The following is a 24,098-nucleotide window of genomic DNA, read 5'->3' as shown; positions in this document are numbered from 1 at the left end:
GCGGGGTCGGACTGGAAAACGAACGTTCATTCACTATGCTGACCGCATGCGCTCCTGCAGCCGCACCGCCGAGCACGTCGCCCTCTTCCGGGCCCTCGAGACCCGGCGCCGCGACCGGCTCTTCGCCGACGACCACGCCATCCGGTTCCTGTCCGCCCGCTACCGCTGGCTCGTGCGGGCCGCCGCGGTGCCGCCCGTCGGCCAGGGCATCGCGCGGCTCATCGACCGCCGCTATCCGGGCGGCCCCCGCACGTCCGCCGTCGCCCGCACCCGGCTCATCGACGATCTCCTCGCCGAAGCCCGGCCGGAACAGGTTCTCCTGCTCGGCGCCGGCTACGACAGCCGCGCCCACCGCGTCCCCGGGATGCCGCCCACCTACGAGGTCGACCACCCGGCCACCCAGCGGGCCAAGCGGCAGCACCTCGCCGACCGTCCGCACGTCCACTACGTCCCCGTCGATCTGAACACCGAAAGCCTCGCCGTGGCCCTCGACGGCCTCCCCGCCCGGCGCACAGCGGTCATCTGGGAGGGCGTCACGAACTACCTCACCGCGCAGGCCGTCGACGCGACCTTCCGTGCCTTGACCATGATCGTCGCCTCCGGCAGCACGATCATCTTCACCTACGTCGACCGTGCGGCGCTCGGCGCCGACACCGCGTGGCACCGGGAGGTCGAAAAGGCCGGCGAGCCGTGGACGTTCGGTCTCCACCCCGCCGACGTGCCCGGTTACCTGGCCGAACGCGGCCTGGACCTGAAGGGCGACCTGTCGGCGAAGGAAGCGGCCGCCCGCTACCGCCGGGACGAGCCCGCCGCGGAGTTCTACCGGATCGCGTGGGCGGTGGTCCGGTAATGCCCAAGGTCAGCGCGGAGCACCTGACGAACCGTCGTCGGCAGATCCTCGACGCCGCCGCCGGCTGCTTCGCCCGCAACGGTTTCCACCGCACGTCGATGCAGGACATCCTCAAGGAGTCCGGTCTGTCCGCCGGGCTGATCTACCGGTACTTCCCCGGCAAGGAAGACGTGATCCTCGCGATCGTCGAGGAATGGCACACGACCCGCTCGGCGGACCTCGGGACCGCGAGCGATCCCCTCGACGCCTACCTCGGCCTCCTGCGGGCCATCGCCGCCCCGGACGCGGCGCCGCAGCGGAACCTCGGGATGCAAGCGTGGGCCGAGACCGTCCGCGAACCCCGCATCCGTGCCCTCGCCCGCCAAGGTGTGGACGAGCAGCTCGAGGCGTTCGGGAACGTCGCGCCGCCGGCTCTCATCCGCGTGCTCGTCGCCATCTACCAAGGGTTGCTGCTGCAGGCATCCTGGGACGACGACCTGGACGTCGAGGCGTTCGTGGCCGCGGTCGGCGACCTCGTGCGGCGTCGCGGCTAGACCACCGGTGGGCGGCGGACGTCGTAGAGGTCCCAGTCCAGCTGCCAGAACGCGTCGATGCCGTGCTCGCGGATGTACTTCCGCTCGGTGTCGTGCACGGGGTAGCAGCCCGCGATGCTGATCGGCGCGCCGCCGATGTCGATCAGCGTGTACTGGTGGGCGTCGAGGCCGGACGGCGCCGAAATGGCGAACGCCGTCATCGACGACTCCGGCGCGATCGGCTGGCCGAAGTCGATGGTGTCGCCGTAGACGAACGGGCACCTCCCGCGCAGCTGCTCGGCCAGGTAGCCGATGGCCAGTGCCCAGGTCGGGTCGTCGGACCGGACGCTGATCCACAGCTCCGGCCGCACGCCGTGCCAGTCCGGGTGGTCGGCCAGGGAAAGGCCGTAGGTCGCGCCGGTCAGGTAGCGCGGTTCGGGCTGGTCGGCGTAGACGAACGCGATGACGTCGTCGAGCCCGGGCTGCGTCGAGGGGATGGGCTGCAGCCGGGGCGCGGCGGACCCCGTCAGGGTGTCGAGATGGGCGAAATACCGCTCGGCACGGCTCGGCATGGCGCGCAGCATACGACCGGCCGCGCGTCGGCGTGGGTTATCCCGTTGGCCCGGGCGCGGCAAAATCGGGCAGGGTGGGGACCATGCGAGTGCTCGTGATCGGCAGCGGAATCGGCGGCGCGGCGACGGCCTGGCACCTGGCGGGCCTCGGCGCGGAAGTGATCGTGGCGGACGCGGCGCGCCCGGGGACGGCGACCGAAGCCGGCGCCGGCATCGTCAGTCCCTGGACGTCGCGCTGGGAGGACGCGCTGTACCCGCTGGCGGCGGCCGCCGGCCGGTACTACCGGGAGTTCACCGCGGAACTCGAAGGTTCGTCGTTCGAGGTGGTCGGCGGCATGGTGGTCTCGGCCGACGACGCGGAGCTGGCGCAAGCGCACGAGCGCCTGACGTCGCGGGCGGCGGTCGCCCCCGAGATCGGCGAGGTCCGGCGCCTCGACCCGGCGCAGGCACGCGAGCTGTTCCCGGCGCTGGCGCCCGGGCTCGGCGCGGTGCACCTGGCGGGCGCCGGCCGCGTCGACGGGCATCTGCTGCGCCGCGCCCTGCTGGCGGCCGCCGAGCGCCGGGGCGCGAAGTTCGTCGAGGGCGAGGTCGCGTTCCGCGCCGACGGCACGGTGGCGAGCCCGGACGGCCCGCTCGAAGCGGACAGCGTCGTGGTCGCGGCCGGTGCGTGGAGCCGGGACCTGCTGGCGCCGCTGGGGATCGACCTGCCGGTGACGCCGCACCGCGGCCAGATCAGCCACTTCGCCCTGCCGGGCACGGAAACGGCGGCATGGCCGGTGGTCCTCCCGCAGACCACCGGCCACTACCTCCTGGCGTTCGGCGGCGGCCGGGTGGTGGCGGGCGCGACGCGCGAGGCGGAGTCGGGCTTCGACTACCGCGTCACGGCGGCCGGCCAGCGCGAGGTGCTGGAGAACGCGCTGGCGGTGGCGCCGGGCCTCGCGGACGCAACCCTCGCCGAGACCCGGGTCGGCTTCCGCCCGGGCACGCCGGACGGGCTCCCGGTGCTGGGCCTCATCCGCCCGGGCCTGCTCGTGTCGACGGGCTTCGGCGCGGGCGGGCTCACGAACGCACCGTTCGCGGGAAAGCTGGTGGCGGCGATCGCGGTGGGCGAGGACCCGGGCTTCGACTTGAGCCCGTTCGCCCCGGACCGGTTTTGAGCGGATATCGCCTCCGCACGGCGACGGAGGCGGATTTGCCCGCCGTATTGGCGATCCTCGACGGCGCGAGTGACTGGCTGGGCTCCCAGGGCACCGACCAATGGGCGGGAGCGCGGTGGCGGGCGGAGGAACTGCGCCCCGGCCTGGAGACGGGCGGTCTCCGGGTGGCGGAAAAGCTGCCCGGCCCGCTGACCGCGCCGGTGCCGCTGCTGGGGGATTCCGCGGCAGCCGAGGCCACCCCGGCGAGCGGTGGCGGCGATGGCGGAGGCGGCTTCGGTAGCGGTGGCGGCGATGGCGTGGGCTGCGGCGGCTTCGACGATGGCAGCTTCGGCTTCGGTGGTGGCGGGGAGGACGGCGGCTTCGGCAGGGGCGAGGGCGGCGGCTTCGGTGGTGGCGGAGGCGGCGGTAGCTTCGGCGACCGTGAGGTCGGCGGTGGCGGCAGTGGCGGCAGTGGCGGCAGTGGCGGCGAAGGCGGTGGCTTCGGTCCGGGCGGCGGCGACTTCGGCGAGAGCGGCGGCGGCTTCGGCGGTAGCAGGGGCTGCGGCAGCATCGGCGGTGGCGGGGCGGGCGGTGGCGGGAGCGCGGGCGGCGGCCGCTTCGGCGTTCGTGGGGGCGGCGGCGGCTTCGGCGGCGGCGGACCCGCGAGCCAGGCTGTTCCCGTCGCCACCATGACCCTCGGCGAAGCTGCCCCCGCCTCTTGGCTCCCGGCCGATGATCCCCACTCCGCGCTCTACCTCGGCCGGTTCGCCGTTGACCGGCGCTTTGCCGGGCTCGGCGTTGGGTCGTGGCTGATCCGGGAAGCCGCCGAGGAGGCTGGGCGGCGGGGGAAACGGTTTGTCCGGCTTGATGCCTGGACCACCAACAGCCGGCTGCATGCCTACTACCGCCGGCAGGGTTTCCGGCTCGTGCGGGTCGTCAACAGCCTCTCCGGGGCCTTGTTCGAACGGGCCGTCAGCCCTCGGTGACCAGCTCCAGTGCGTTGTCGCCGGTGCGCTCGACCAGCAGCCCAGCCTTGGTGATCACCTTCGCCAGCTGGTCCACAGTGGACGGCTCGGCGCGGGTGGCCGCCAGCACGTGGGCCAGGCGGCCCTTGTACGCCTTGTTGAAGTGGCTCACCGTCACGCGCTCGCCGCGGGCGTTCTCCGTCACCACGCGGACCGTTACCGCGTCCGGGCGCAGCTTGGCGAACGCCGAGTACGTGCCCGAGCGCAGGTCGACCACCAAGCCCTCGACCGCCTGCAGCACCGGCTCGAGGACCGGCTTCCACAGTCCGCGGACCGTGCCCAGCGCCGGCAGCGAGTTGCCGCCCGAAAGGCGGTACGCCGGGATCGGGTCGGTGGCCGACACCACGCCGAACAGCGATGATGTCACCGCCAGGCGGCGGTGGGCCTTCTCCAGTCCCGCCTTCGTGAAGCTCTTGACGTCCAAGGCGTCGTACAGCACGCCGGTGTAGCGGCGCAGCGCCGGCATCGTCGGGGACGTCCACAGCTCCGCGTTGCGTGCCACCTCGCCCGCCTGCCGCTCGGTGAGGCCCAGGGCCGCGATGCTGGCCGGGACGTCGGCGGCCAGCTCGGCCAGCGCGTCGACGAGCTTCGCGCGCGTCGGGTTCAGCTCGGGGAACGACAGCGCGCCGAGGTCGAGGGGGCCGCCGCGGCCGCCGTCGGCCTTGGTTTCGGAAGGGGGGAGGAGCACCAGCACGTCCCGAGCGTACTTGCCGATCGTGCCGGTCCGGCCGGGCAGCCACGGCGGACGGGGCGCCGGGTGAGCGGGGCCGGTTCTCGGCGGTGTCCGCGGGCTTTCGTCCGGACCGGTAATCGGGGTGCACGGGCGCCGCCGCCCGGCTTAGCCTCCCGGGATGGACCTGATCTGGCGCCCGTTGGCCCTCGACGACGCTCCCGCCCTCGCCCGGCTGTACGCGGCCGCCGAGGAAGTCGACCGGACGGGTGAACACTTCAGCGCGGAAGACCTCCGCGACGAGCTGGACGCCCCCAACGTCGACCTGCTCCGCGCCACCGCCGGTGCTTGGGCGGGCGACCGGCTCGTGGGCTACGGCCTGGTCCGCCGCCGCGACGCCGCCGATCCCGTGCACATGATCCGGCTCCAGTCGGTCGTCCACCCGGAGCACCGCACCGACGCCGTCGGCAGTCACCTGACCGAGTGGTTCGCGCGCACGAGCCGCGAGGTGCACGAGCGCGCCTTCCCGGGCGCGCCTCTCGAACTGCACCACGGCAGTCACCAGAACGAGCGCTGGACCGCGGACGTCCTCACCCGCGCGGGTTACACGCACGGCCGGACGATGGTCAACATGCGCGTCGGCCTCGCCGACCTGCCGCCGCAGCCCCCGCTGCCGGACGGCTTCGAGGCGGTGCCGTTCGCCTTCGAGTACGACCTCGCCGCGCTCGACGCCCGCAACGACACCTTCGCCGGCCACTGGGGCAGCACGGTCTACGAGCCGGACGCCTGGCGCCACCTGGTCACCGGCTCGAAGGACTTCCGCCCGGAGCTGTCGTTCCTCGTCTTGGACGGCGAAAAGGTGCTCGCCTTCGTGCTGAGCCACCACTACGCGTCCGAAACCGAGGCGACGGGCATCCGCGAGCACTACGCCACCTGGGTGGGAACCCGGGCGGCGCTGCGCGGCCGTGGCGTCGCGTCCGGGTTGCTCGGGCACACCCTCCGGGCGGCCAAAGAGGCGGGATTCGACCGGTCCGCCCTCAACGTCGACGTCGACAATGCGCACCGCGCGCTGGGTGTCTACGAACGGTGCGGATATCGCGTCGACGACGAATGGCGCGTGTACGTGCTGTCCTGAAAATGGGACGCCCCACCGCCGATCGGGGAATGGACGGCATTCGTACCATCACGACATGAAGCCGACTTCCACCTCGCCTGGTTCGAGGGCATTGGCCGCTTCGCTGCGCGAAGTGCGAGTAGCGCGGGGAAAGGGACTGCGCGAACTCGCCCGGATGGTCCGGATTCTGCCGCAGCTGCTGTCGGCGTGGGAAAAGGGACAGCGGGTGCCGCAGCCGGAGGACGTGGCGAGGTTGCTGGGCGCGCTGCGGGTCGACGACGTGACGTACGACCGCATGATGCGCCTGGCCAGGCACGCCCGCGACGACAACTGGCTGGACTCGAACCCGTCCGATCTGCCGCCCGCGCTGAGCGGGATCGTGGAGTACGAGCGCACCGCCACCCGCATCACCAACTGGGAGCTCGCGATCGTGCCGGGTCTCCTGCAGACACCGGACTACGCGCGGGCGATCCTGACCAATTCGGAGATCGAGCTGCCGCAAGCCGACACCAGACTGGTCACGCGGTTGAACCGGCAGGAGATTCTCACGAGGCCGGATCCCGTCCGGCTCATCGCTTTGGTGGGCGAAATCGCGATCCGCGAAGAAATCGGCAGTGCCGACGTGATGTCGGACCAGATGGATCACCTGCTGACTATGATGCAGAGGCCGAACATCTCGGTGCGGATCGTGCCCGCGAATATCGGCTATCACCGGGGGTTGATCGGCTCATTTATCTTGTACGAGTTCGCCGGCATGCCCTCGATCGTGCACCTGGAGAACTCGCATGCCACCGCGTTCCTGCACGAAGATCAGGTAGTCGGCAGCTACCGGAAACAGGCTAAGATCCTGGCTGGCAAGGCACTGAGTGAAGACGACACCCGAGCCATGCTTCGGGAGGTCGCGCGATAGCCCGGGAGGCCTCGGCGTGGGGAACATGGTCTGGCGCAAGTCGAGCTACAGCGGTGCTGAGTCCAACTGTGTCGAGGTGAAGCTGGACCGCTCGGTCGGCATCCGGGACACGAAGGCCCGGGAGCACGGCGAGCTGACCGTCTCGCGCGCCGCGTGGGCCGCGGCCGTCACTGCACTACGAGGTTGAGCAGCTCCTCGCCCTCGACGTACCTCCGCAGCTGCTCCGCCGCCAGCTTCTTCGCGCGCGGATAGAACGACGCCGACCCGCCGGCGATGTGCGGGGTGATGACCACGCCCGGGACTGTCCACAGTGGATGATCGGCGGGCAGCGGTTCCGGGTCCACGACGTCGAGACCGGCGCGGAGGCGCCCGGAGCGGGTCTCGGCGAGGAGCGCTTCCGTGTCGATCGCCGTGCCGCGGCCGACGTTGATCACCAGGGCGTCGTCGGGGAGGGCGGCGAGCTCGCCGGGGCCGATGAGGCCGCGCGTCGCGGGGGTGTCCGGCAGGACCAGCACCACGATGTCGGCCTCGGGCAGCAGCGTGGGCAGGTCGGCGACGCCGTGGACGTCCTCATCCGGACGGGGGCGGCTCGCCACCCTCGTCACCACGGCCTCGGCGGCGACCAGCTGGCGTTCGACGGCCTGCCCGATCGAGCCGTACCCGACCAGGAGGACCCGGCTGTCGGCCAGCGAGCGCGTGTGTTCGCGGACCCACTCACCGCGCGTCTGCTGCGCGAACCAGCGCGGCAGGTCCCGCTGCGCCGCGTGGACGAGCGCGAGGGCGTGCTCGGCGACGCTCAGGTCGTGCAGCCCGCGCCCGTTCGCGAGGCGCACGCCCTCGGGCAGCAGCGGCACGAGCGTCTCGACCCCCGCCGACAGCGACTGCACCACCCGCAGCGCCGGCAGCTCCTTGATCAGCTTCGGGGGCTCCGGCCCGCGGTCGTAGGGCAGCACGTAGAACTCGACGTCGCCGAGATCGGCCTGCGGGGCGTCGACGCCGTCGTAGTACGCGGCGCTGAGCCCCTCCGGCACGTCGATGTCGGTCCAGGGCAGCAATACGCGAGCGCTCATGCCGCCTTTCTACCCGCTGTCGTCCGTGGTGACCCGTGGTGGCTCGTGCTACGTTATAGGTCTATCACTAATTGAGGAGCCGATATGACAGACGACGCCCGTCGGCGCGCCGCCGCCCAGCACTCCGTGGCCGAGCACCTGCGGCTCACTGCCGCGGGACGCACGGAGGAATGGGTGGAGCTGTTCGCCCCGGACGCAGTGCTCGAGTTCCCGTACGCGCCGGCCGGCGTGCCCCGGAAGGTGACGGGGCGGGACGCGCTCGTCGCGCACATGAGCGGGTTTCCCGAGACGTTCGACGTCGAGTTCGTCGACCTGGTGTTCCACGAGACGGCCGACCCGGGCCTGGTGATCGCCGAGTTCCGCTCGACGGGCACCGCGCGGCCGACCGGAAAGCCGTACGAGCAGACGTGCATCTCCGTCGTCCGGACCGATGACGAGGGGCTGATCACCCACTACCTGGACTACTGGAACCCGCTGGTGGCGATCGAGGCCCTCACGCCCGCCGACCCTGAGCTCAGCGTGTCTTTCGGCGGCTGACCCCCATGCCTGCCGCCGGCACCAGCGCCAAGAGCGACCAGCGACGCCGGGCCGTCGTGGCCGCCGCGATCGATTGCTTCGCGCAGAAGGGTTTCTACGGTACTACGACGCACGAGATAGCCGACCGGGCCGGGATCTCCCAGCCGTACCTCTACCGCCTGTACCCGAACAAGGAAGCCCTGTTCGCGGCGGCGGTCGACCAGGTATCGGTCGTGATGACCGAAACCCTGCTCGCGCACCCGCCGGCGTCGGGCGGAACCGAGGCGGCACTGGAGGCGGCGCGCGGCGCCTACGCCGCGCTCGTCGCGGACCGGACCATCCTGCGTTTCCTCATGCACGCCAACTGTGCCGCCGGCGAGCCGCTGGTGGGGCAGGCCGTGCGCCGGTGCTACGCCAAGCAGGTCGACACCGTCCGGGAGCTGCTGGGCGACGACGAGGCCGTGCGGTACTGGTTCGGCGCCGGAATGCTCGACAACGTGGTCGCCGTGCTGGGGCTGGCCGACATCGACGAACCGTGGGCGCGCGTGCTCGCCGCCCGGTGACCCGGGACGCCGGCGAGAGCAGGCCGGCTCGGGGCACCCCGGATGAGGGGCACCCCGGATGAGGGCCGGCCGGGCCAGTCGAACCAGCCCTCAGTGCACCCCCGCCGACACGCAGAACTCGTTGCCCTCCGGATCGACCAGCACCGTCCACGCCAGGCCCGGCACCTCGTGCTCCGCCACCTCCTTCGCACCCAGCTCCACCAGCCGTTTCACCTCGGCCTCGCGATCGTCACCTCCGAAGTCGACGTGGACCCGGTTCTTGCCTGCCCGCGCCTCCGGCACCCGCTGCAGCCCCACCGCCAGCCCGCCTCCCGGCGGCGGTGCCAGCATCACGAACTCGCCGTAGTCCTGCGCCACCTTCGTGCCCAGCGCCGCCGTCCAGAACTCCGCCAGCCGCCGCGGGTCGGCGCAGTCGATCGTGATCATGCCCATGTGGATCGCCATGCCCCGAAGCTAGCGGCCACCACCGACAAAAACGGGCCGCCGAGTAACCCGTTGGAGTCACGGCCGGGTGGTTGACTACCCTGAGCGGGACTTTCACACCCGCCCGGAGCAGGGAGCCCCCCAGTGATCACCAGGACTTCGTCGTTGTTCCTTCGCACGTTGCGCGAGGATCCGGCGGACGCCGAGGTACCGAGCCACCGGCTCCTGGTACGCGCCGGCTACGTCCGCCGGGTCGCCCCGGGCGGGTACTCCTGGCTGCCGCTCGGCCTGCGCGTGCTGCGCCGCATCGAGGCCGTCGTGCGCGAGGAAATGAACGCCATCGGCGCGCAGGAGATCCAGTTCCCCGCCCTGCTGCCGAAGGAGCCCTACGAGACGACCGGCCGCTGGACCGAGTACGGCGACGGCCTCTTCCGCCTCAAGGACCGCAAGGGCGCCGACTACCTCCTCGGCCCGACGCACGAAGAGCTCTTCACGCTGACGGTCAAGGGCGAGTTCACCTCGTACCGCGACTACCCCGTCACGCTGTACCAGATCCAGACGAAGTACCGCGACGAAGCGCGCCCGCGGGCCGGGATCCTCCGGGGCCGCGAGTTCGTCATGAAGGACTCCTACTCCTTCGACCTCGACGACGAGGGCCTGGAGCGCTCCTACCAGGCCCACCGCGCCGCCTACACGAAGCTGTTCGACCGCCTCGGCCTCGAGTACGTCGTGGTCAAGGCGACGTCGGGGGCCATGGGCGGCTCGGCGTCCGAGGAGTTCCTCGCGGTCGCGGAGACGGGCGAGGACACCTACGTCCGGAGCACCGAGTCCGGTTACGCGGCGAACGTCGAAGCCGTCGTGACGCCCGCGCCGGCCGCGCAGCCGATCGAGGGCCGGCCCGAGGCGCAGGTGCACCACACGCCGAACACGCCGACCATCGAGTCACTGGTCAACTTCCTGAACCAGGCGGACCTCGGCCGCACGTTCACCGCCGCGGACACGCTGAAGAACGTCATGGTCAAGGCGCGTCAGCCGGGTGCGAAGGAGTGGGACCTCGTCTGCGTCGCGCTCCCCGGTGACCGGGAAGTGGACATGAAGCGCCTCGAAGCGTCGCTGGAGCCGGCCGAGGTCGCGCTGCTCGACGAGGCCGACTTCGCGAAGAACCCGTTCCTGGTCAAGGGCTACATCGGACCGAAGGCGCTGCAGGACAACGGCGTGCGCTACCTCGCCGACCCCCGGATCGTGCCCGGCACCGCCTGGGTCACCGGGGCCGACAAGGTCGACCACCACGTCGTCGACCTGCTGGCCGGCCGCGACTTCACCCCGGACGGCACCATCGAGGCCGCCGAGGTCCGCGAGGGCGACGCGTCGCCGGACGGCCACGGCACCCTGGTCGCCGCGCGCGGCATCGAGATCGGGCACATCTTCCAGCTCGGCCGCAAGTACGCGGACGCGTTCGGGCTCGACGCCCTCGGCCCCGACTCGAAGCCGATCCGGATCACCATGGGTTCCTACGGCGTCGGCGTCTCGCGGCTGGTCGGCGTGCTCGCCGAGCAGAACCACGACGACCTCGGCCTGATCTGGCCGCGCATGGTCTCGCCGTTCGACGTGCACATCGTCATCGCGGGCAAGGACGAGACGATCGCGGCCGGCGCCGAGAAGCTCGCCGCCGAGCTGGACGCGGCCGGTGTCGAGGTCATCCTCGACGACCGCAAGGCGAGCCCGGGCGTCAAGTTCGCCGACGCCGAGCTGGTCGGCGTGCCGACCATCCTCGTGGTCGGGCGCGGGCTGGCCAACGGCGTCGTCGAGGTCAAGGACCGGCGCACCGGCGAACGCGAGGAAATCGCGGTCGACGCCGTCGTCGAGCACTTGGTCAAGCTCGTCCGCTCCTGATGGGACGGTTCTCGCGGCGGCCCGAAGACGGGCCGGGCTACGAGGACAACGCGGCGCTTCGCGGGTTCGGCGGTTACGAACCCGCGGACGCGCCGCGCGCGCGGCCAAAGCGGATCCGCCCGCGGCCGAAGCCGCTGAAGTGGCGGCGGGCGCCGTGGTTCGGCCTGGTGTTCATCGCCCTGGTCGCCGGCGTGCTGAACGCGCTGGGCGTCGGCAAACCGCATCCGGCATCGTCCTCGCCGCCGCCCGCGCCGCTGGTGGCGACGCCTTCGCCGCGCGCGGCGGTTCCGGCCGTGGTCGCGGGCTGGCAGTCCGTGGCGGGTCGCGACGGCGCGTACGCCTACGACGTCCCGCCGAACTGGCAGCCGGCGCCCGGCACCCAGCACGGCTGGGACGGGATCAGGCTCATCACGAGCGCGTTCCTCGGCAAGTGCGGCCAGGCGACGCTGGGTGGCGCGGGCGTCACCACGGAACCCCTGGCCGACGTCGACGCGGCGGCCCGCAAGGCCGCCACGGACCTCGCGACGGCCGCGTACGGCGGGGTTCCCGAGGTGGGCCCGGTGTCGGACGCCCAGGTTTCCCGGGCCGACGGCGCTGCCGTTCCCGCCAAGGTCGTGGTCGCTTCGGTGACCCCGGCGCAACCGGGGGAGTGCGCGGCCCGGCACGCACTGGTGGCAGCGCTGGCGTTCGGTGGGGATTCGGGGACGTCCGGTGTCGTGGTGGCTTATGCCGACAGCGACCGGTCCGGGCCTTCGATCCGCGAGGATCTGGTGCGGATCGTGGGCAGCTACCGGTTCGTGCCGGTGGCGGACCGGGGGATGACGACTCCGCCGCCGACCACGTACCGCTAGAGCGCCGTCCGCGTCATTCTTTCGGCTGCGTGGCGGCGGGTGCGCGCAGGCGGTCCCAGTTCTTGCTGTCGCGCGCGATGGCCCTATTCAGCTCGCCGTAGATCCGCTCGACGTCCCGCTTCAGCGCGTCTTCCGGAAGGTCTTTGCTCATGCAGTACCGCAGATCCCGCGAAATGTCTTCCAGGTCGCGGACGGTGTGCGTGCGGAGTATCCACAGCTCACGGTGGGAGAAGAAGGCGTCCGCCGCCGCGAGCACGGTGATCAGCGCCCCCAACCCGAGCGCGATGTCGGCGAACAGATCGGCGTAGCCGCCGAGGTTCCGCAGCCCGAGCAGGACGCTGATCGCCGCGGACAACAGGACCGTCGACAGCCGCAGGCCGAACGCCTTCCGCTTGTCGCGCTTGCGGCGTTTCGAGTACCAGCGCAGTTGCCGGTCGAGTTCGGAGCGCAGGAATGCGAGTTCGCCGGGGGGCTCGTCGGGCACGACGACGAAGGTAGCACCGGCGGTTCGCCCTTCCGCTGAGCGTCCCGATTCGGCAGGCTCCCAGCATGAGCGGTGATGCGGAGAGACGGCTCGCGGTGATCCGGGGCTTCGCGTTCGGCGTGCTGGCTGTTTCCGGGGTGCTGCTGCTGTTCGGGCCGTTGCTGGCGAAAGCGTGGATCTGGCTGGTCCAGCCGCGTGATCCGAATTGGTGGGGCGCTTCCGGGCAGTGGGTGGGCGGGATCGGCACGATCGGCGCCGTCGTGGTGGCGTTGTGGATCGCCATCCGCGACGGCCGGGTCGCCCAGGCGGACCGGCGGGAACGGGACCTGCGCGAGCGGCAGGAACAGGCCGCGAAGGTCACCGCGTGGATCGAGTACGCCGGCGACCACGGGTACATGGTCGTGTCGAACGCGAACGCCGAGGCGGTCAACCACGTCGTCGTCTCGTTCGACCTCGTGCGCCACCTGCCGATGACCGGCTCCACCCTGCACCGGGGACCGGACATCGAGGACGACGAGTACCTCTACGCCATCCTGCCGCCCGGGAAGTGGCGGATGCCGATCCGCGAGGAGTGGCGGCGCCCGCACCTGACCCCGGGAGTGATGCTCGCCTTCACCGACTCGCGGAACGGCCACTGGCTCCGGCTGACCGATGGGCGGCTGATTTCGAAGGACCAGAACGTGGTGAGCAGGCGGAAGATCCGGTTTCCGCAGCGGATCAGCGTGCCGGAGAGCTATTGATCGGCTTTGCCGGTTGCCGTGGCCGGGCGTTTGGCTGGCCGCGGCGGCCGGGCGGTTGCCGCGGTGGGACTTCCGGTTGGCAGTGCCCGGAGATTGCCGTGATGGGCGAGTGGTGGGGGCAGTGCCGGTTGCCGCGGCCGGGTGTTTGGTCGGTGGGTGTGGCGCGGTGATTGTGGTGGTAGGGCCGGCCGGGCGGTGCCGGTTGCCGCGGCCGGGCGGTTGTCGCGGCGGGACTTGCAGTTGGCAGTCGCGGCCAGTGGTGGCCCGGCGATTGCCGTGGATGGGCGGCCGGAACCCGCCTGACCGACGGGCGCTGGTCCCGAGAGACCGGAGCGTCGTCAGCCAGGCGGGGTAGCCGGTTGCCGCAGGGGATCAGCGTGTCCGGGAGCTGCTGATCGGCTTTGCCGGTTGTCGCGGCCGGGCTGCCGGATGGCTGATCCCGGAGCACCCGGGGTGGTTGAGTTGCGGCGGCCGGTCGGATGGCCGCGGCGGAAGCCGTTGCCTTGCCGCCGGCCCCGCCTGATCGACGGTCCGCTGACCCCGGGCCAGCAGGTCGTCGGCCGGACGGAGGGCCGGTTGCCGCAGGGGATCAGCGTGTCCGGGAGCTGCTGACCAGCTTGGCCAGCTGGCGCAGGCGGACGTCCGGCAGGTAGGCCCGGCTCAGTGCCAGCCCGATGCGCGGGAGGTCGGCTTCGTCGCGGAACGCCAGGTACAGCGGGACGTGCCGCGGCTGGAACTTTGCCTTGAACGCGTGCAGCGAACGGAAACCGTAGTACGGCTCCATCACGCGGCCCAGTGACTCCAGTGCGCGGTCGACCGGGCGCGTCGGGCCGGAGCTGGTGCGGGCCAGTGGTGCGCCCGAGAGCGAGACGAACCGCGCGCCTTCTTCGCGGAAGGCCAGGCAGGCCGAGGCGATGAGGAACTCCATCACCGGGCGGAAGCCGTGGGCGCTGCGGCGCATGACGTCCAGGGTCCAGCCGCCGATCTTGCCGGCGCCCGTGTGGACCGGGAGCCACGATGTCACGCCGTGGACCGTGCCCTCCGCGTCGACCGCCAGGCCGACCCGGGTCGCCGGGTCCATCGCCTCGTCGAGGCCGCCGAGGGTGAAGCCCATCTCCGGCATGGCCTTGCCGGACATCCACTCCTCCGACAGCGCCCGGACCTGGGCCAGGATCGGCTCGGGCTGATCGGCCAGGCGGACCAGCCGGAACTCGATGTCCTGCTTGGCCGCCTTGTTCAGCGCCGAGCGGACGTCCTGCCAGGCCTTGCCGCGGAACTCGAGGCCGTCGAGGTCCAGCACGTTGTCCTCGGCCACCTGGACGTGCTGCCAGCCCAGCTCGCGCGTCGCCGCGACGGTGGCTTCGGTCGCCGAGAACACGCACGGCACCAGGCCGGAGTTCTCGCACATCGCGGCGAATTCGGTGACCGTGGCGGCCGCCGTGCCGTCCGGCGCGATCGGGTCGCCGAGCGCGACCGCGACCCCCGCGTGGCGGCGGTAGGCGAGGTACGACCGGCCGTCCGCGCGGACGAAGTAGGTGTTGCGCGGCCAGGTCGTCATCCACGACAGCGTGCTGCCGCCGTGGCGCCCCAGCAGGCTCCGGGCCAGCGCCGGACCCGGGCCCTGCGCGTGGCGCCGCAGCCGGCGTCGCGAAGGCACGCGGAAGGCGTGCCGCGCGGCGATCAGGACGGCCAGCTCGACCGTCCACAAGAGATTGTCCACGAAGAACAGCGGCAGACCGGCCGTGTCGTAGTCCCCGCCGAAGATGTCGGCCACCCCGAGGAGCGTCGCGACGGCCAGACCCTGCAACGTCACGAACGCCGACAGCCCGACCGCCCAGCGCCACGCGACGCGGCTGCCCTTGCGCAGCCCGTTGAGCATCGGCACCACCATCAGGACCAGGACGCCGAGCTCCGGCGCCGACAGCGAAACGCCGTCGTCCGAGCCGAACGGGCCGTCACCCGGCACCAGGAACATGACGATCTCGGCGATGGTGAGCAGCAGCAGACCGGCCACGGCCAGCACCCGCCACTCCCGCAGGTTCGGCGTGGCCACCTCGCCCGCCTGCCGCGTGCCCACCAGTCGCTTGCCGAGCGGGAGCGCCAGCAGCAGCGCGAAGAAGTGCACGAGATCGGCCAGCGTGCCGACGTAGACGATCGCGACCCCGGCGTACACGCACAGGCCCGCCCGCAGCCGCAGGGCCCACGGCGGCCGCAGGGTCGCGGTGGCGATCGCCACCGCGGCGAGCGCGCCGCCGGAGAACCCGACGTCCAGGCTGCCCGCGACCCGCTCGGCCCACAGCCAGCCGGAGTTGCGGGACAGCGCGAGGAACTGGGTCGCGACGAGCACCGAGACCAGCTGGCCGCCGATGGTCACGGCCATCGCGCGGCGGGTGCCCAGCTTCCACTCCGCGAAGCCGGCGAAGAGCGCGAAGCTGCCGACCATCGGAAGGTAGTACAACGGGATGACGGCGAAGAACGGCCCGGTGAGCATCGTCCACCACCGGCCCGCCTCCAGCGACGGCAGCCCGTAGGCGACGAACGGGTAGACCGCACGGTCTTCCGCGGCGTTCCACAGCGCCCCGCTCGCGATGGCCAGCACCAGCATCGCGAGCGTGACGCCGCTGGTGAACGGCAGCCGCTGTCTCAACACCGCAACCGTGCTCCGGATGCGGCCCCCTCCGGCGGGCACGGCCGCCGCCCCTGCGTCAGTCATGGGGAAGAGTCTGTCGAGTTCCCGCCGCCGTGGACATCGGGCAAGGGAACGAGATTTCCCCTAGGGGTATCGTCCTTTCGGCTGAGGGATGACCCCCTCTTGAGGAGGATGTGCCTGGTCATCGGCCGGTCGGACCTGACCATGCCAAGGTGGGTGGACTCGGACTCGAGCCCACCCACCTCGGCCGACCTCAGGCTATTTCCCGGGACGGATGGCTATCCAGCCCATCAGCACCATGAGGGCAAGCCCGATCACTGCAGCCAGGATGCCGACCCACCATATCGGAGGATCCGAGAGGGTGTAGTAGAAGCCGACTGCCGCCACCGGGATCAACGTGATGGCGATGATCCAGTTCTTTTTGTTCTTGCTCACGTTGCCTTCCATCGGTGCGGTCCCTGCATGCCTACTTCCTCAGAAAGCGGAAGGCCTTGCCGATCGCGCCGCCGGCGAGGCCCTTCGTGGCGCCGGAGATCGCGCCATCGATGAGCGCGTCGCCGACGTCCGACCCTCGAGCGCCGCCGATGGCAGCGCCGATACCGGCGCCCGCAGCGCCCAGTAGGGCACCCCCCACAACACCGGCGACCAGGCAGCCGGCGCCGGCGGTCGCCCCACAGGCCGCAGCGGTGACAACTCCGGCGACATAGCCGCCGACCTGACCACCGAGGTTCTGGCCGAGGTCGCCGAAGCTGTAGTCCCCATTGGGATCGCTGCTGTTGACGGGGTCGCCGTGGCTGTAGACGTAGGCGTTGTTTTCCTGCCCGGTGGGGTCGGGTTGAGTGAAGCGCGCATAAACCGGGCTGTAGTGGCGGTAACCGGTCAGGTATTCGCTGCTGGCGAGCTGGTAGCTGCCGAGCCACCGCAGCCGGTTGGCCGAGCCCGCCGGGCCGGTGATGCCGGTGTTGAACCCGTACGGCGTGTAGGTGTAGGTGGCCGTCACCGCACCCGTGTCGTCGACCAGGGCGAGGACGCTGCCCTGGTAGTCGGTGATGGCGTTGTGGTGCTTGCCCGCGGCGTCGGCCAACCCGGTCAGGTTGCCGTCTACGTCGTGGGCGTAGGTGGTGGCGGCGCCGTTGTCCACGGTCCGCGAAATACCCAGCGCGGTCTGGGTGAAAACGTGCGTGACGTCGCTCGACCCGACGCGCTCGGTGATCGAAGCGGGCTGCGTCTGGTCGAGGGTGTCGTAGGACCCGCTGAACAGCGTGCCCGAGCTGGACGTGACCGAGGTCAGCTGGTTGGTGTCGCTGTAGTGCGCGTCGCCGCCGGGGTTGGTCGTGGTGAGGTTGCCGGCGCCGTCGTAACCGGCCGTGATGCTGTCGATCTTGGTCATCTGGTCGGCGTCGTTGACGGTGTAGGTCCGGCCGTCGCCTGCGGTGATGTTGCCGGCGTTGTCGTAGCTGTAGGTGCGGCTGCCGGCTTTGGTGAGGCGGCCGAAGCCGTCGTAGGTGTTGTCGGCGGTGCCGGTGGAGTCGGTGCGGGACTGCACCTGTCCGGTGTCGGTGCCGTCGGGCTTGGTGTAGCGGTAGCTGGTCGACAGCAGCGTCGAGCCCGCGGAGTTCTTGACCGTGATCCCGGTCTGCCGGCCGGACTTGTCGACCCCGATCGTTTCGGTGCTGCCGCCGGGCAGGGTGGCCGAGGTGCGGTGGTCGGAGTTGTCGTAGCCGTAGGTGGTGGTCGTGTTCGCCTGGTCCTTGACCGAGGTCAGCCGGTTGGCGGCGTCGTAGCCGTAGTAGATCCAGCCGGTCGGGTCGTCGACGGCGGTGACGTTGCCGGCGCGGTCGTAGTGGTAGGTCGCGGTGCCGGTGGTCGTGCCCGCCGTGCGCACCACGCGGGTCAGCAGGCGCCGTTCGTAGCTGTTGGTGAGCGTGGCGCCGGCGGTTTGGGCGATGGTGCGGTTGCCGGTTTTGTCGTAGGTGTAGGCGGCCAGTCCGGTGCCGTCGGCCTTGGCGACGGAGATGACGTGGTCGAGCTTGTCGTAGCCGTAGACCAGCTTGACGCCGTTGCCGTCGGTCACGCTCGCGACGCGGGAGAGCGAGTCGTAGGTGTAGGTGGTGGGTTTCAGCGGCAGCGGCGGCGTGACCGTGGTCAGGTTGCCGGCGCTGTCGTAGCCGTAGGTGGTGACGTGCCCGTTGCCGTCGGTCGACTTCGTCACCAGACCGGTGCTGTACTCGTAGCTCGCGACGTCGGCGTTGAGCGCGTCGGAGTGCACCTTGGTGACGTTGCCGGCCTTGTCGTAGGTGCTGTTCACCTTGTTGCCGGAGAAGTCCGCGACCTGCGTGGGCAGGTGCGGGTGGGCGGTGTCGGTGTAGCCCACGCTCATCGCCGCACCGGTGGGGAGCGTGCCGCCCTTGAGGTTGTTGAGCGGGTCGTAGTCGTAGGTGACCGAGTTGCCGGTCGCGTCGGTCAGCGCGTTCACGTCACCGTGCGCCGACCACGCCTGCGCGCGGTCGTGGCCGAGGGCGTCGGTGGCCTTGGTCTGCCGGCCGCCGTCGAAGGTGTAGGTGCTCTTGTGCCCGTTGGGGTCGGTGACCGTGGTCGTGTCGCTGTCGTAGACATAGCCGGTGGTGCTGGCGACGCCGTCGTAGTTCGGCTCGGCGACCTGCGTGACCCGGCCACGGGTGTCGTAGGTCAGCGTGTAGACGCGCCCCAAGGTGGTGGTCAGCGTCGTCACGCGCCCGTCGGCGTCCAGGCCGAAGGTCATCGCGTCGCCGGCCCGGTTGGTGATCTTCGTGAGATGGCCGTTCGCGTCGTAGCTGTAGCCCCCGGCCGTGAGACCGGCCGGGTCGGTGACCGCGGAGATGCGGCCGTTGGCGTACGCGGTGGTCGTGACCCGGCCCTGGGTGTCGGTGATCGAGGCGAGGGTGCCGTTGGAGGCGTTGTAGCGGTAGGTGATGGTGTGGCCGTTGCGGTCGGCCTGCGAGAACAGCCGTCCGTCGCCGGTGAACGACAACGCTTCTCCCGAGGAGTCCTGCGTCAGGGAGTAGGTACCGTTGGGCAGTTTCGTCAACGTGGCGTGCATGCCGGACGGAGTGGCGAAGCTGCCGTCGTCGTTCTTCGTGAACACCGCGCAATACCCGGTGGGGTCGTAGAACACCACTCGCCGGTCGGGGGCGGGATAGATGTCCAGCTCGACATCCGGGCCGCCGGTGACGGTCCAGAACTTCCCGAACGCCCCGGGGCGTTCGGTGATGCTGTTGTAGACCGCGTCCACCGACATGTTCAGGCCGGTGCCCTTGATCGTCAGCGCCCGGTCGGTGATGACCGCGTTGCCGTTGTAGCGGTTGACCAGCAACTCCGTGCGGTCCGAGATCGCGTACCGGTCCATCGCGAACCACGACTGCGTGCCCGACTGGCTCGATGCGCACACCTCCGACCGGATCGACGCACCCGATCTCGGCGCCCGTCTCGCCGGCACCTGATCGGCCGGGACGCCGGTCGGCGTGCGGTTCACCCGCGCCGGCGGCGTCCACGACACCGGCAGCGGCACGCCGCCCCGACCGGCCTGCGGAGCCGCCAGCGCGGGCACCGGAACGGCGGCGATCAGCGCGCCCGCGGAAATGAACGTGATCGTGCGCAGCACAAAATGCCGCAACGATTTCCGTTGCATAATAAGGTAAATCTCCCCTCGGAACCCACAGGTTCCACCCCGGGCGACACGATGTCGCCAGACCCTGCGAATTTATGACCAACGATCACGGGGATGCGAGCGGGAAAGATCCGGACCACTCGAACGTTCTAACGCGGGCCACGCACATTGCTCCGATCGGCAGACCGGACGCCTGCGCGTGCAGGACAGGCGGGAAATCTTGCGCGGGCAAGCTGTTTCGCCGGTCGCGGCTCAGCCGAGGACCGCGCGCCGGACCGCTTCGGTGTCGGTCAGGTCGGGGAGCACGGTGTGCGCGCCCTCGGCCAGCAGTTCCTCGGCGGAATAGTGCCCGGTGGCCACGGCGACCGAGACCGCGCCGTTGGCCACTGCGGCGCGGACGTCGTTCGGGGTGTCGCCGATGACGACCACCGCGTCGGCGCCGAACTCGGTGCCGTGCTTGGCCGCCGCCAGGCCCACCGCGTGCGGGACCAGGTCCGGGCGGTGCACCGACAGCGTCCCGTAGCCGCCGATCTCCAGGTCGAGGTGCTCGTCCAGGCCGAAGGGGACGAGCTTGTGCCGCGAAATCTCCGGCAGGTTGCCGGTGACGAGCGTTTGCACGACGTCCCCGCCCGCGGCGAACGAGGTCAGCGCCTCGGCTGCTCCCGGCAGCGCGCGGGCCGTCTCCGCGAAGGTGTGCCGGTGGCGTTCCGACTCCGCCACCAGCGCCTCGAACAGCGCCTGGATCGTCTCCTCCGCGGCCTCGAAGCCGTTCGCGGTGAGCAGGTCAGTGGTCGTCGCGCGTTCCGTGCGGCCCCCGAACACCGGGTGCACGCGCAGGGTCGCCCCCGTCGCGGCGGTGAACGCGGTCCCGTACCAGGCCGCGCCCAGTTCGGAGAAGTCCACGAGCGTGTGGTCGATGTCCCAGAGCACCAGCCGCTTCTTCGTCACGGCTCCGAGGCTACCGGGGACATTATTCAACACGCGTTGACTTCTACGAGACCGCGTCGTACCTTGGGGCGTAATTCAACAAGTGACGAATAAGTGGAGGCAGTGATGACCCGTCCCGCGGGGGTACTCGCCCTGGTCGCCGCCGTGGCCGGCGCGCTGGTGGCGGTGGTGCTCGGATTCCTCACCTTCGGCGCGCAGGCGACCGTCGCACCCGACGGCGTCCCGGTCGCCGTCGCCGCTCCGCCGGAGATCGCGCAGCGCATCGCCGCGCACGGCGGCGGCCAGCTCGCCTGGACCGTCGCGACCCCGGCCGAAGCGCGGCAGCTCCTGGAAGACAAGAAGGTCTACGGCGTGCTCGAACTCGCGCCGGGACCGGCCGCCACGGTCGTGACGGTCGTGACTTCGGGGGCGGTCAACCCGGCCGGCACCCAGGTCGCCCAGCAGGCGCTGACCGGCGCCGCGACCGCGCTGGCCGGCGCGCCGAAGCAGGAGGTCCTGCACCCGGCGGGGGTCGCGGGCCGGGTCGCGCCGCTGGCCGCGAGCGCGCTGGCGTGGATCGGCGCGCTCGTCGCCGGGCTCGCGCTGACGCAGCTCGCGAAGCGGACCGGCCGCCCGATCGGGGCCGGGGCGCGGTTCCTGCAGGTGACCGGGGCCGGCGTGCTGATCACGGCGGCGGTGGCCGGGTTCTTCACGCTGTGGGATTCGACGTTGCCGCTGACCGCGGACGTCCTCGGCTTCGTCTTCCTCGCCGCGACGGCCTTCGCCGCACTGCAGGCCGCGTTGCTGCGCCTGCTGGGCCTGCGCGCGATGGCCGTCCTCGCGCCGCTGTACCTGGTCGCGCCCGCGGTGGCCGGGCAGGTGCCGGAGCTGCTGCACCCGGCCTACCGCGCGCTGCTGTGGTCGTGGACGCCGTTCCGGTTCTCGGCCGAAGGCCTGCGCAGCCTGCTGCAGGGCGTGCCGGACGCGCCGGACGTGACGACCGCGCTGTGGGTGCTCGGCGCCCTGCTGGCCACAGGCCTGCTGGTGGCGCTGTGGCCGGGCCGGTCAGCCCGCCAGGAGGCTGAACCGCACCTTGCGGACGGGGTTGTCGAGGTTGGTGTCCACTAGGCAGATCGACTGCCAGGTGCCGAGCGCCAGGACGCCGCCGAGCACCGGGACCGTCGCGTAGGGCGGCACCAGCGCCGGGAGCACGTGGTCACGGCCGTGACCCGGGCTCCCGTGCCGGTGCCGCCAGCGGCCGTCGCGGGGGAGCAGCTCGTCGAGCGCGGTCAGCAGGTCCTCGTCGCTGCCGGCGCCGGTTTCCAGGATGGCCAGGCCGGCGGTGGCGTGCGGGACCCAGACGTGGAGCAGCCCGTCGGTGGCGTCGGCGTCGCGCAGGAATGCCTCGGCTTCGTGGGTGAGGTCGTGGACGACGGCTTCGGAGCCGGTGCGGACCTCGATCTCGGTGGAGTACATGCGGTCCAGCCTAGGCAGTTGCGGGCTTCTTCGCGGGGTGCGCCTTCGCCGGCGGTCAGGAATCCAGGTAGCGCAGCACCGCCAGCACCCGGCGATTGTCCCCTTCGGACGGTGGCAGGCCGAGCTTGCCGAAGATCGACGTCACGTACTTCTCCACCGAGCCGGGCGAAAGGAACAGCTCCGCCGCGATCGCGGAGTTCGACCGGCCCTCCGCCATCAGGCCCAGCACTTCGCGCTCCCGAGGGGTGAGCCCGCTCAGCGCGTCCGTCCGGCGCGTCGCGGAGAACAGCTGGCTGACGACTTCGGGGTCGAGGACCGTTTCGCCGTCCGCCACCCGGCGCAGCGCGTCGAGGAAGTCCGAGACCTCGGCCACGCGGTCTTTGAGCAGGTAGCCGACGCCGCCCGCGCGGTCGGCCAGCAGCTCGGCCGCGTACCTCGTCTCGACGTACTGGGAAAACAGCAGGATCGCGCAGCCCGGGAGCTCGCGGCGCAGCGCGATCGCCGCCCGCAGGCCTTCGTCGGTGTGCGTCGGCGGCATCCTGATATCCACAATGGACACATCGGGTGCGTGGGTGCCGACCGCTTCGCGCAGCGCTTCGGCGTCCTTCACCGCGGCGACGACTTCGTGGCCGCGGAAGGTGAGCAGCTCGACGAGGCCGTGGCGCAGGATGGTGGAGTCCTCCGCGATGACGATCCGCATGCCGCGACCCTAGCGGGGCAGCGGCACCCGCGCGGACACTTCGGTCGGACCGCCCACCGGGCTGGTGACGGTCAGCTCGCCGTCGACCGTCCGCAGCCGTTCGGCGACGCCGGCCAGCCCGCCGCCCGGCACGATCCGCGCGCCGCCGGGGCCGTTGTCGCGGACACGCAGGCGCAGGACGTCCCGCTCCTCGGTGACTTCGACCAGCGTCATCCCGCCGTGTTTCGCGGCGTTGGTCAGCAGCTCGGCGGCGCTGAAGTAGATGATCGTCTCCAGTGACGGCGGTGGCCGGCGCGGCAGGTCCGCCATCACCCGCGCGTCGATCCCGGACGTCGCGACGAGCGTGGCGAGAGCGACGTCGAGGCCGGCGTCCAAGGCCGCCGGGTGGATGCCGCGGGCGAGGTCGCGCAGCTCGGTCAGGGCCTGCTTGGCGTTGGCGTGCGCGGCGGTGACCAGCTCTTCGACCTGCGGGAGATCGGCGTTCGCCAGTTCGTCCTTGGCCAGGCCGAGCTTCATGGCCAGCGCGACGAGCTGGGCCTGCGCGCCGTCGTGGAGGTCGCGTTCGATGCGCCGCAGCCGCAGGGCGGCGTCCTCGACCGCCGTCGCGCGGCTCGCTTCGAGGTCGCGCACCCGTTCGGACAGCACACGCTCGCCGAGCAGCCCGACGACCAGCAACCGGTCGAGGGCGACGAAGGCGTGCGTCACCCGCGGCAGCGCGACCAGCACGAGCAGCCCGGACGCCGACCAGGCGAGCGCGCCGGGCCAGCTGTCGGCGCGGATGTCGAAGATGGGCAGCTGCCGTTCGCCGAGCGGGAACCAGAAGAAGGAGTAGGTGGTGGCGGCGAAGCTGTAGAGGGTCGCGGTGAAGACGGTGAAGAGCCCGGCGAGCGTCAGCGGCAGGCGCAGGAGCAGGTAACCGGCGGCCCGCCAGCCCGCGGGATCGCCGACGCGCGCTTTGACCCAGCTCCACAGCCCGGGCTTGAGCTCGGGCCGCCGCGGGGCGGGGGCGCTGACGCCGAGCAGGTGTTTCGCCAGGCCGCGGTGGGCGGCGCCGAGGCCGCGGGCGTAGGAGACGGCGCCGGCGAGGACGAGGAAGCCGAGCAGGACCGGCGTGAGCCAGAGGCCGAGCGCGAGGAGGACGAGGAAGCTGAGCAGCGAGAAGACGGTGAGCGGGGCGGCGAGCCACAGCCAGAGGTACTCGGCCCGGAAGTCCCGCGTGACGAGGGGGCCGAAGACGCGGCGCAGGGGGTGGGGTGGGTCGAGGGTGGTCACGGATTCAGTGTTGCCCGGCTCGGGCGACGGGCCCATCCGGTTTTCCCCCGGACTGCGCTCCGGAAACGCCCCGATGTGGTGTTCGGTGCCTTCCCCCG

General features: G+C 71.4%; 25 protein-coding genes. 13 read left to right on the top strand and 12 right to left on the bottom strand.

The window, feature by feature from the left end:
* The first annotated feature begins 46 nt into the window (after window positions 1–46).
* Both AB0M30_RS34265 and AB0M30_RS34260 read left to right on the top strand, forming a co-directional pair.
* Window positions 47–850, top strand: a complete 804-nt coding sequence (locus AB0M30_RS34265; RefSeq protein WP_364592526.1) for an SAM-dependent methyltransferase — start codon at window positions 47–49, stop codon at window positions 848–850.
* Window positions 850–1,383: a TetR/AcrR family transcriptional regulator gene (locus tag AB0M30_RS34260; RefSeq protein ID WP_364592524.1), complete on the top strand. Its 534-nt coding sequence runs from the start codon at window positions 850–852 to the stop codon at window positions 1,381–1,383. The genes AB0M30_RS34265 and AB0M30_RS34260 overlap by 1 nt, the downstream gene beginning before the upstream one ends.
* Here the strand turns inward: AB0M30_RS34260 and AB0M30_RS34255 are convergent.
* Window positions 1,380–1,934 (bottom strand): suppressor of fused domain protein, encoded by a 555-nt coding sequence (locus tag AB0M30_RS34255; RefSeq protein ID WP_364592521.1) that lies wholly within the window; start codon window positions 1,932–1,934, stop codon window positions 1,380–1,382. The genes AB0M30_RS34260 and AB0M30_RS34255 overlap by 4 nt on opposite strands.
* 83 nt (window positions 1,935–2,017) lie before the next feature.
* Between AB0M30_RS34255 and AB0M30_RS34250 the strand changes: the two genes are divergently transcribed.
* Together AB0M30_RS34250 and AB0M30_RS34245 are read left to right on the top strand one after the other, a co-directional pair.
* Window positions 2,018–3,091 (top strand): FAD-dependent oxidoreductase, encoded by a 1,074-nt coding sequence (locus AB0M30_RS34250; RefSeq protein ID WP_364592518.1) that lies wholly within the window; start codon window positions 2,018–2,020, stop codon window positions 3,089–3,091.
* A 35-nt stretch (window positions 3,092–3,126) separates the two neighbouring features.
* A complete protein-coding gene (locus AB0M30_RS34245) occupies window positions 3,127–4,056 on the top strand; it encodes a GNAT family N-acetyltransferase (RefSeq protein WP_364592515.1) in 930 nt (309 codons plus the stop codon).
* On the opposite strand, the gene yaaA is transcribed toward AB0M30_RS34245, so the two are convergent.
* On the bottom strand, window positions 4,043–4,789 hold the full coding sequence (yaaA, locus tag AB0M30_RS34240) for a peroxide stress protein YaaA (RefSeq protein ID WP_364592512.1): 747 nt from the start codon (window positions 4,787–4,789) through the stop codon (window positions 4,043–4,045). The genes AB0M30_RS34245 and yaaA overlap by 14 nt on opposite strands.
* 157 nt (window positions 4,790–4,946) lie before the next feature.
* Between yaaA and AB0M30_RS34235 the strand changes: the two genes are divergently transcribed.
* Genes AB0M30_RS34235 through AB0M30_RS34225 form a run of 3 tightly spaced genes read left to right on the top strand, consistent with a single transcriptional unit; the run spans window position 4,947 to window position 6,976 of the window.
* On the top strand, window positions 4,947–5,900 hold the full coding sequence (locus AB0M30_RS34235) for a GNAT family N-acetyltransferase (protein WP_364592509.1): 954 nt from the start codon (window positions 4,947–4,949) through the stop codon (window positions 5,898–5,900).
* A 55-nt stretch (window positions 5,901–5,955) separates the two neighbouring features.
* Window positions 5,956–6,789 (top strand): helix-turn-helix transcriptional regulator, encoded by an 834-nt coding sequence (locus AB0M30_RS34230; RefSeq protein ID WP_364592506.1) that lies wholly within the window; start codon window positions 5,956–5,958, stop codon window positions 6,787–6,789.
* Between the two features lie 16 nt (window positions 6,790–6,805).
* A complete protein-coding gene (locus AB0M30_RS34225; RefSeq protein WP_364592503.1) occupies window positions 6,806–6,976 on the top strand; it encodes a DUF397 domain-containing protein in 171 nt (56 codons plus the stop codon).
* On the opposite strand, the gene AB0M30_RS34220 is transcribed toward AB0M30_RS34225, so the two are convergent.
* Complete coding sequence (locus AB0M30_RS34220) at window positions 6,957–7,859, bottom strand: 2-hydroxyacid dehydrogenase (protein ID WP_364592500.1); 903 nt, start codon at window positions 7,857–7,859, stop codon at window positions 6,957–6,959. The two genes, AB0M30_RS34225 and AB0M30_RS34220, sit on opposite strands and share 20 nt — an antisense overlap.
* A gap of 84 nt (window positions 7,860–7,943) precedes the next feature.
* On the opposite strand from AB0M30_RS34220, the gene AB0M30_RS34215 reads away from it, so the two are divergent.
* Complete coding sequence (locus AB0M30_RS34215; RefSeq protein ID WP_364592497.1) at window positions 7,944–8,396, top strand: nuclear transport factor 2 family protein; 453 nt, start codon at window positions 7,944–7,946, stop codon at window positions 8,394–8,396.
* 5 nt (window positions 8,397–8,401) lie between these two features.
* Window positions 8,402–8,938 (top strand): TetR/AcrR family transcriptional regulator, encoded by a 537-nt coding sequence (locus AB0M30_RS34210; RefSeq protein WP_364592494.1) that lies wholly within the window; start codon window positions 8,402–8,404, stop codon window positions 8,936–8,938.
* Between the two features lie 90 nt (window positions 8,939–9,028).
* Here the strand turns inward: AB0M30_RS34210 and AB0M30_RS34205 are convergent, their stop codons facing one another.
* A complete protein-coding gene (locus tag AB0M30_RS34205; protein WP_360182424.1) occupies window positions 9,029–9,382 on the bottom strand; it encodes a VOC family protein in 354 nt (117 codons plus the stop codon).
* 123 nt (window positions 9,383–9,505) lie between these two features.
* Between AB0M30_RS34205 and AB0M30_RS34200 the strand changes: the two genes are divergently transcribed.
* Both AB0M30_RS34200 and AB0M30_RS34195 read left to right on the top strand, forming a co-directional pair.
* Complete coding sequence (locus AB0M30_RS34200; RefSeq protein ID WP_364592491.1) at window positions 9,506–11,254, top strand: proline--tRNA ligase; 1,749 nt, start codon at window positions 9,506–9,508, stop codon at window positions 11,252–11,254.
* Window positions 11,254–12,105 carry a hypothetical protein gene (locus tag AB0M30_RS34195; RefSeq protein ID WP_364592489.1) on the top strand — a complete coding sequence of 284 codons (852 nt, stop codon included), beginning with the start codon at window positions 11,254–11,256 and terminating at the stop codon, window positions 12,103–12,105. The genes AB0M30_RS34200 and AB0M30_RS34195 overlap by 1 nt, the downstream gene beginning before the upstream one ends.
* A gap of 13 nt (window positions 12,106–12,118) precedes the next feature.
* On the opposite strand, the gene AB0M30_RS34190 is transcribed toward AB0M30_RS34195, so the two are convergent.
* Window positions 12,119–12,589 (bottom strand): DUF4231 domain-containing protein, encoded by a 471-nt coding sequence (locus tag AB0M30_RS34190; RefSeq protein ID WP_364592486.1) that lies wholly within the window; start codon window positions 12,587–12,589, stop codon window positions 12,119–12,121.
* A 65-nt stretch (window positions 12,590–12,654) separates the two neighbouring features.
* Between AB0M30_RS34190 and AB0M30_RS34185 the strand changes: the two genes are divergently transcribed.
* Complete coding sequence (locus tag AB0M30_RS34185; RefSeq protein ID WP_364592484.1) at window positions 12,655–13,329, top strand: hypothetical protein; 675 nt, start codon at window positions 12,655–12,657, stop codon at window positions 13,327–13,329.
* A gap of 589 nt (window positions 13,330–13,918) precedes the next feature.
* Here AB0M30_RS34185 and AB0M30_RS34180 read toward each other — a convergent pair.
* The 4 genes from AB0M30_RS34180 to AB0M30_RS34165 all read right to left on the bottom strand — a co-directional run bounded on the left by AB0M30_RS34180 (window position 13,919) and on the right by AB0M30_RS34165 (window position 20,573).
* Window positions 13,919–16,042: a DUF2156 domain-containing protein gene (locus AB0M30_RS34180; protein WP_364592481.1), complete on the bottom strand. Its 2,124-nt coding sequence runs from the start codon at window positions 16,040–16,042 to the stop codon at window positions 13,919–13,921.
* Between the two features lie 195 nt (window positions 16,043–16,237).
* Window positions 16,238–16,414 carry a hypothetical protein gene (locus tag AB0M30_RS34175; RefSeq protein WP_364592478.1) on the bottom strand — a complete coding sequence of 59 codons (177 nt, stop codon included), beginning with the start codon at window positions 16,412–16,414 and terminating at the stop codon, window positions 16,238–16,240.
* Between the two features lie 31 nt (window positions 16,415–16,445).
* The gene (locus AB0M30_RS34170; protein WP_364592475.1) at window positions 16,446–19,631 is read right to left on the bottom strand and encodes an RHS repeat-associated core domain-containing protein; all 3,186 of its coding nucleotides are present in this window, start codon (window positions 19,629–19,631) and stop codon (window positions 16,446–16,448) included.
* A gap of 246 nt (window positions 19,632–19,877) precedes the next feature.
* Complete coding sequence (locus tag AB0M30_RS34165) at window positions 19,878–20,573, bottom strand: haloacid dehalogenase-like hydrolase (RefSeq protein WP_364592472.1); 696 nt, start codon at window positions 20,571–20,573, stop codon at window positions 19,878–19,880.
* A 105-nt stretch (window positions 20,574–20,678) separates the two neighbouring features.
* Between AB0M30_RS34165 and AB0M30_RS34160 the strand changes: the two genes are divergently transcribed.
* Window positions 20,679–21,680: an ABC transporter permease gene (locus AB0M30_RS34160; RefSeq protein WP_364592469.1), complete on the top strand. Its 1,002-nt coding sequence runs from the start codon at window positions 20,679–20,681 to the stop codon at window positions 21,678–21,680.
* Here AB0M30_RS34160 and AB0M30_RS34155 read toward each other — a convergent pair.
* The 3 genes from AB0M30_RS34155 to AB0M30_RS34145 are packed head-to-tail and all read right to left on the bottom strand — an operon-like array spanning window position 21,618 to window position 24,000.
* Complete coding sequence (locus AB0M30_RS34155; RefSeq protein WP_014466759.1) at window positions 21,618–22,028, bottom strand: secondary thiamine-phosphate synthase enzyme YjbQ; 411 nt, start codon at window positions 22,026–22,028, stop codon at window positions 21,618–21,620. The genes AB0M30_RS34160 and AB0M30_RS34155 overlap by 63 nt on opposite strands.
* A gap of 55 nt (window positions 22,029–22,083) precedes the next feature.
* Window positions 22,084–22,728 (bottom strand): response regulator transcription factor, encoded by a 645-nt coding sequence (locus tag AB0M30_RS34150; protein ID WP_364592465.1) that lies wholly within the window; start codon window positions 22,726–22,728, stop codon window positions 22,084–22,086.
* 9 nt (window positions 22,729–22,737) lie between these two features.
* Window positions 22,738–24,000 (bottom strand): sensor domain-containing protein, encoded by a 1,263-nt coding sequence (locus AB0M30_RS34145; protein ID WP_364592463.1) that lies wholly within the window; start codon window positions 23,998–24,000, stop codon window positions 22,738–22,740.
* Window positions 24,001–24,098: the final 98 nt, after the last annotated feature.

The sequence above is a fragment of the Amycolatopsis sp. NPDC051716 genome (genome assembly GCF_040681595.1).
Lineage (GTDB): Bacteria > Actinomycetota > Actinomycetes > Mycobacteriales > Pseudonocardiaceae > Amycolatopsis.
Note: the sequence above shows the minus strand (reverse complement) of the source record. Positions and strands in the feature narration are given on the sequence as shown.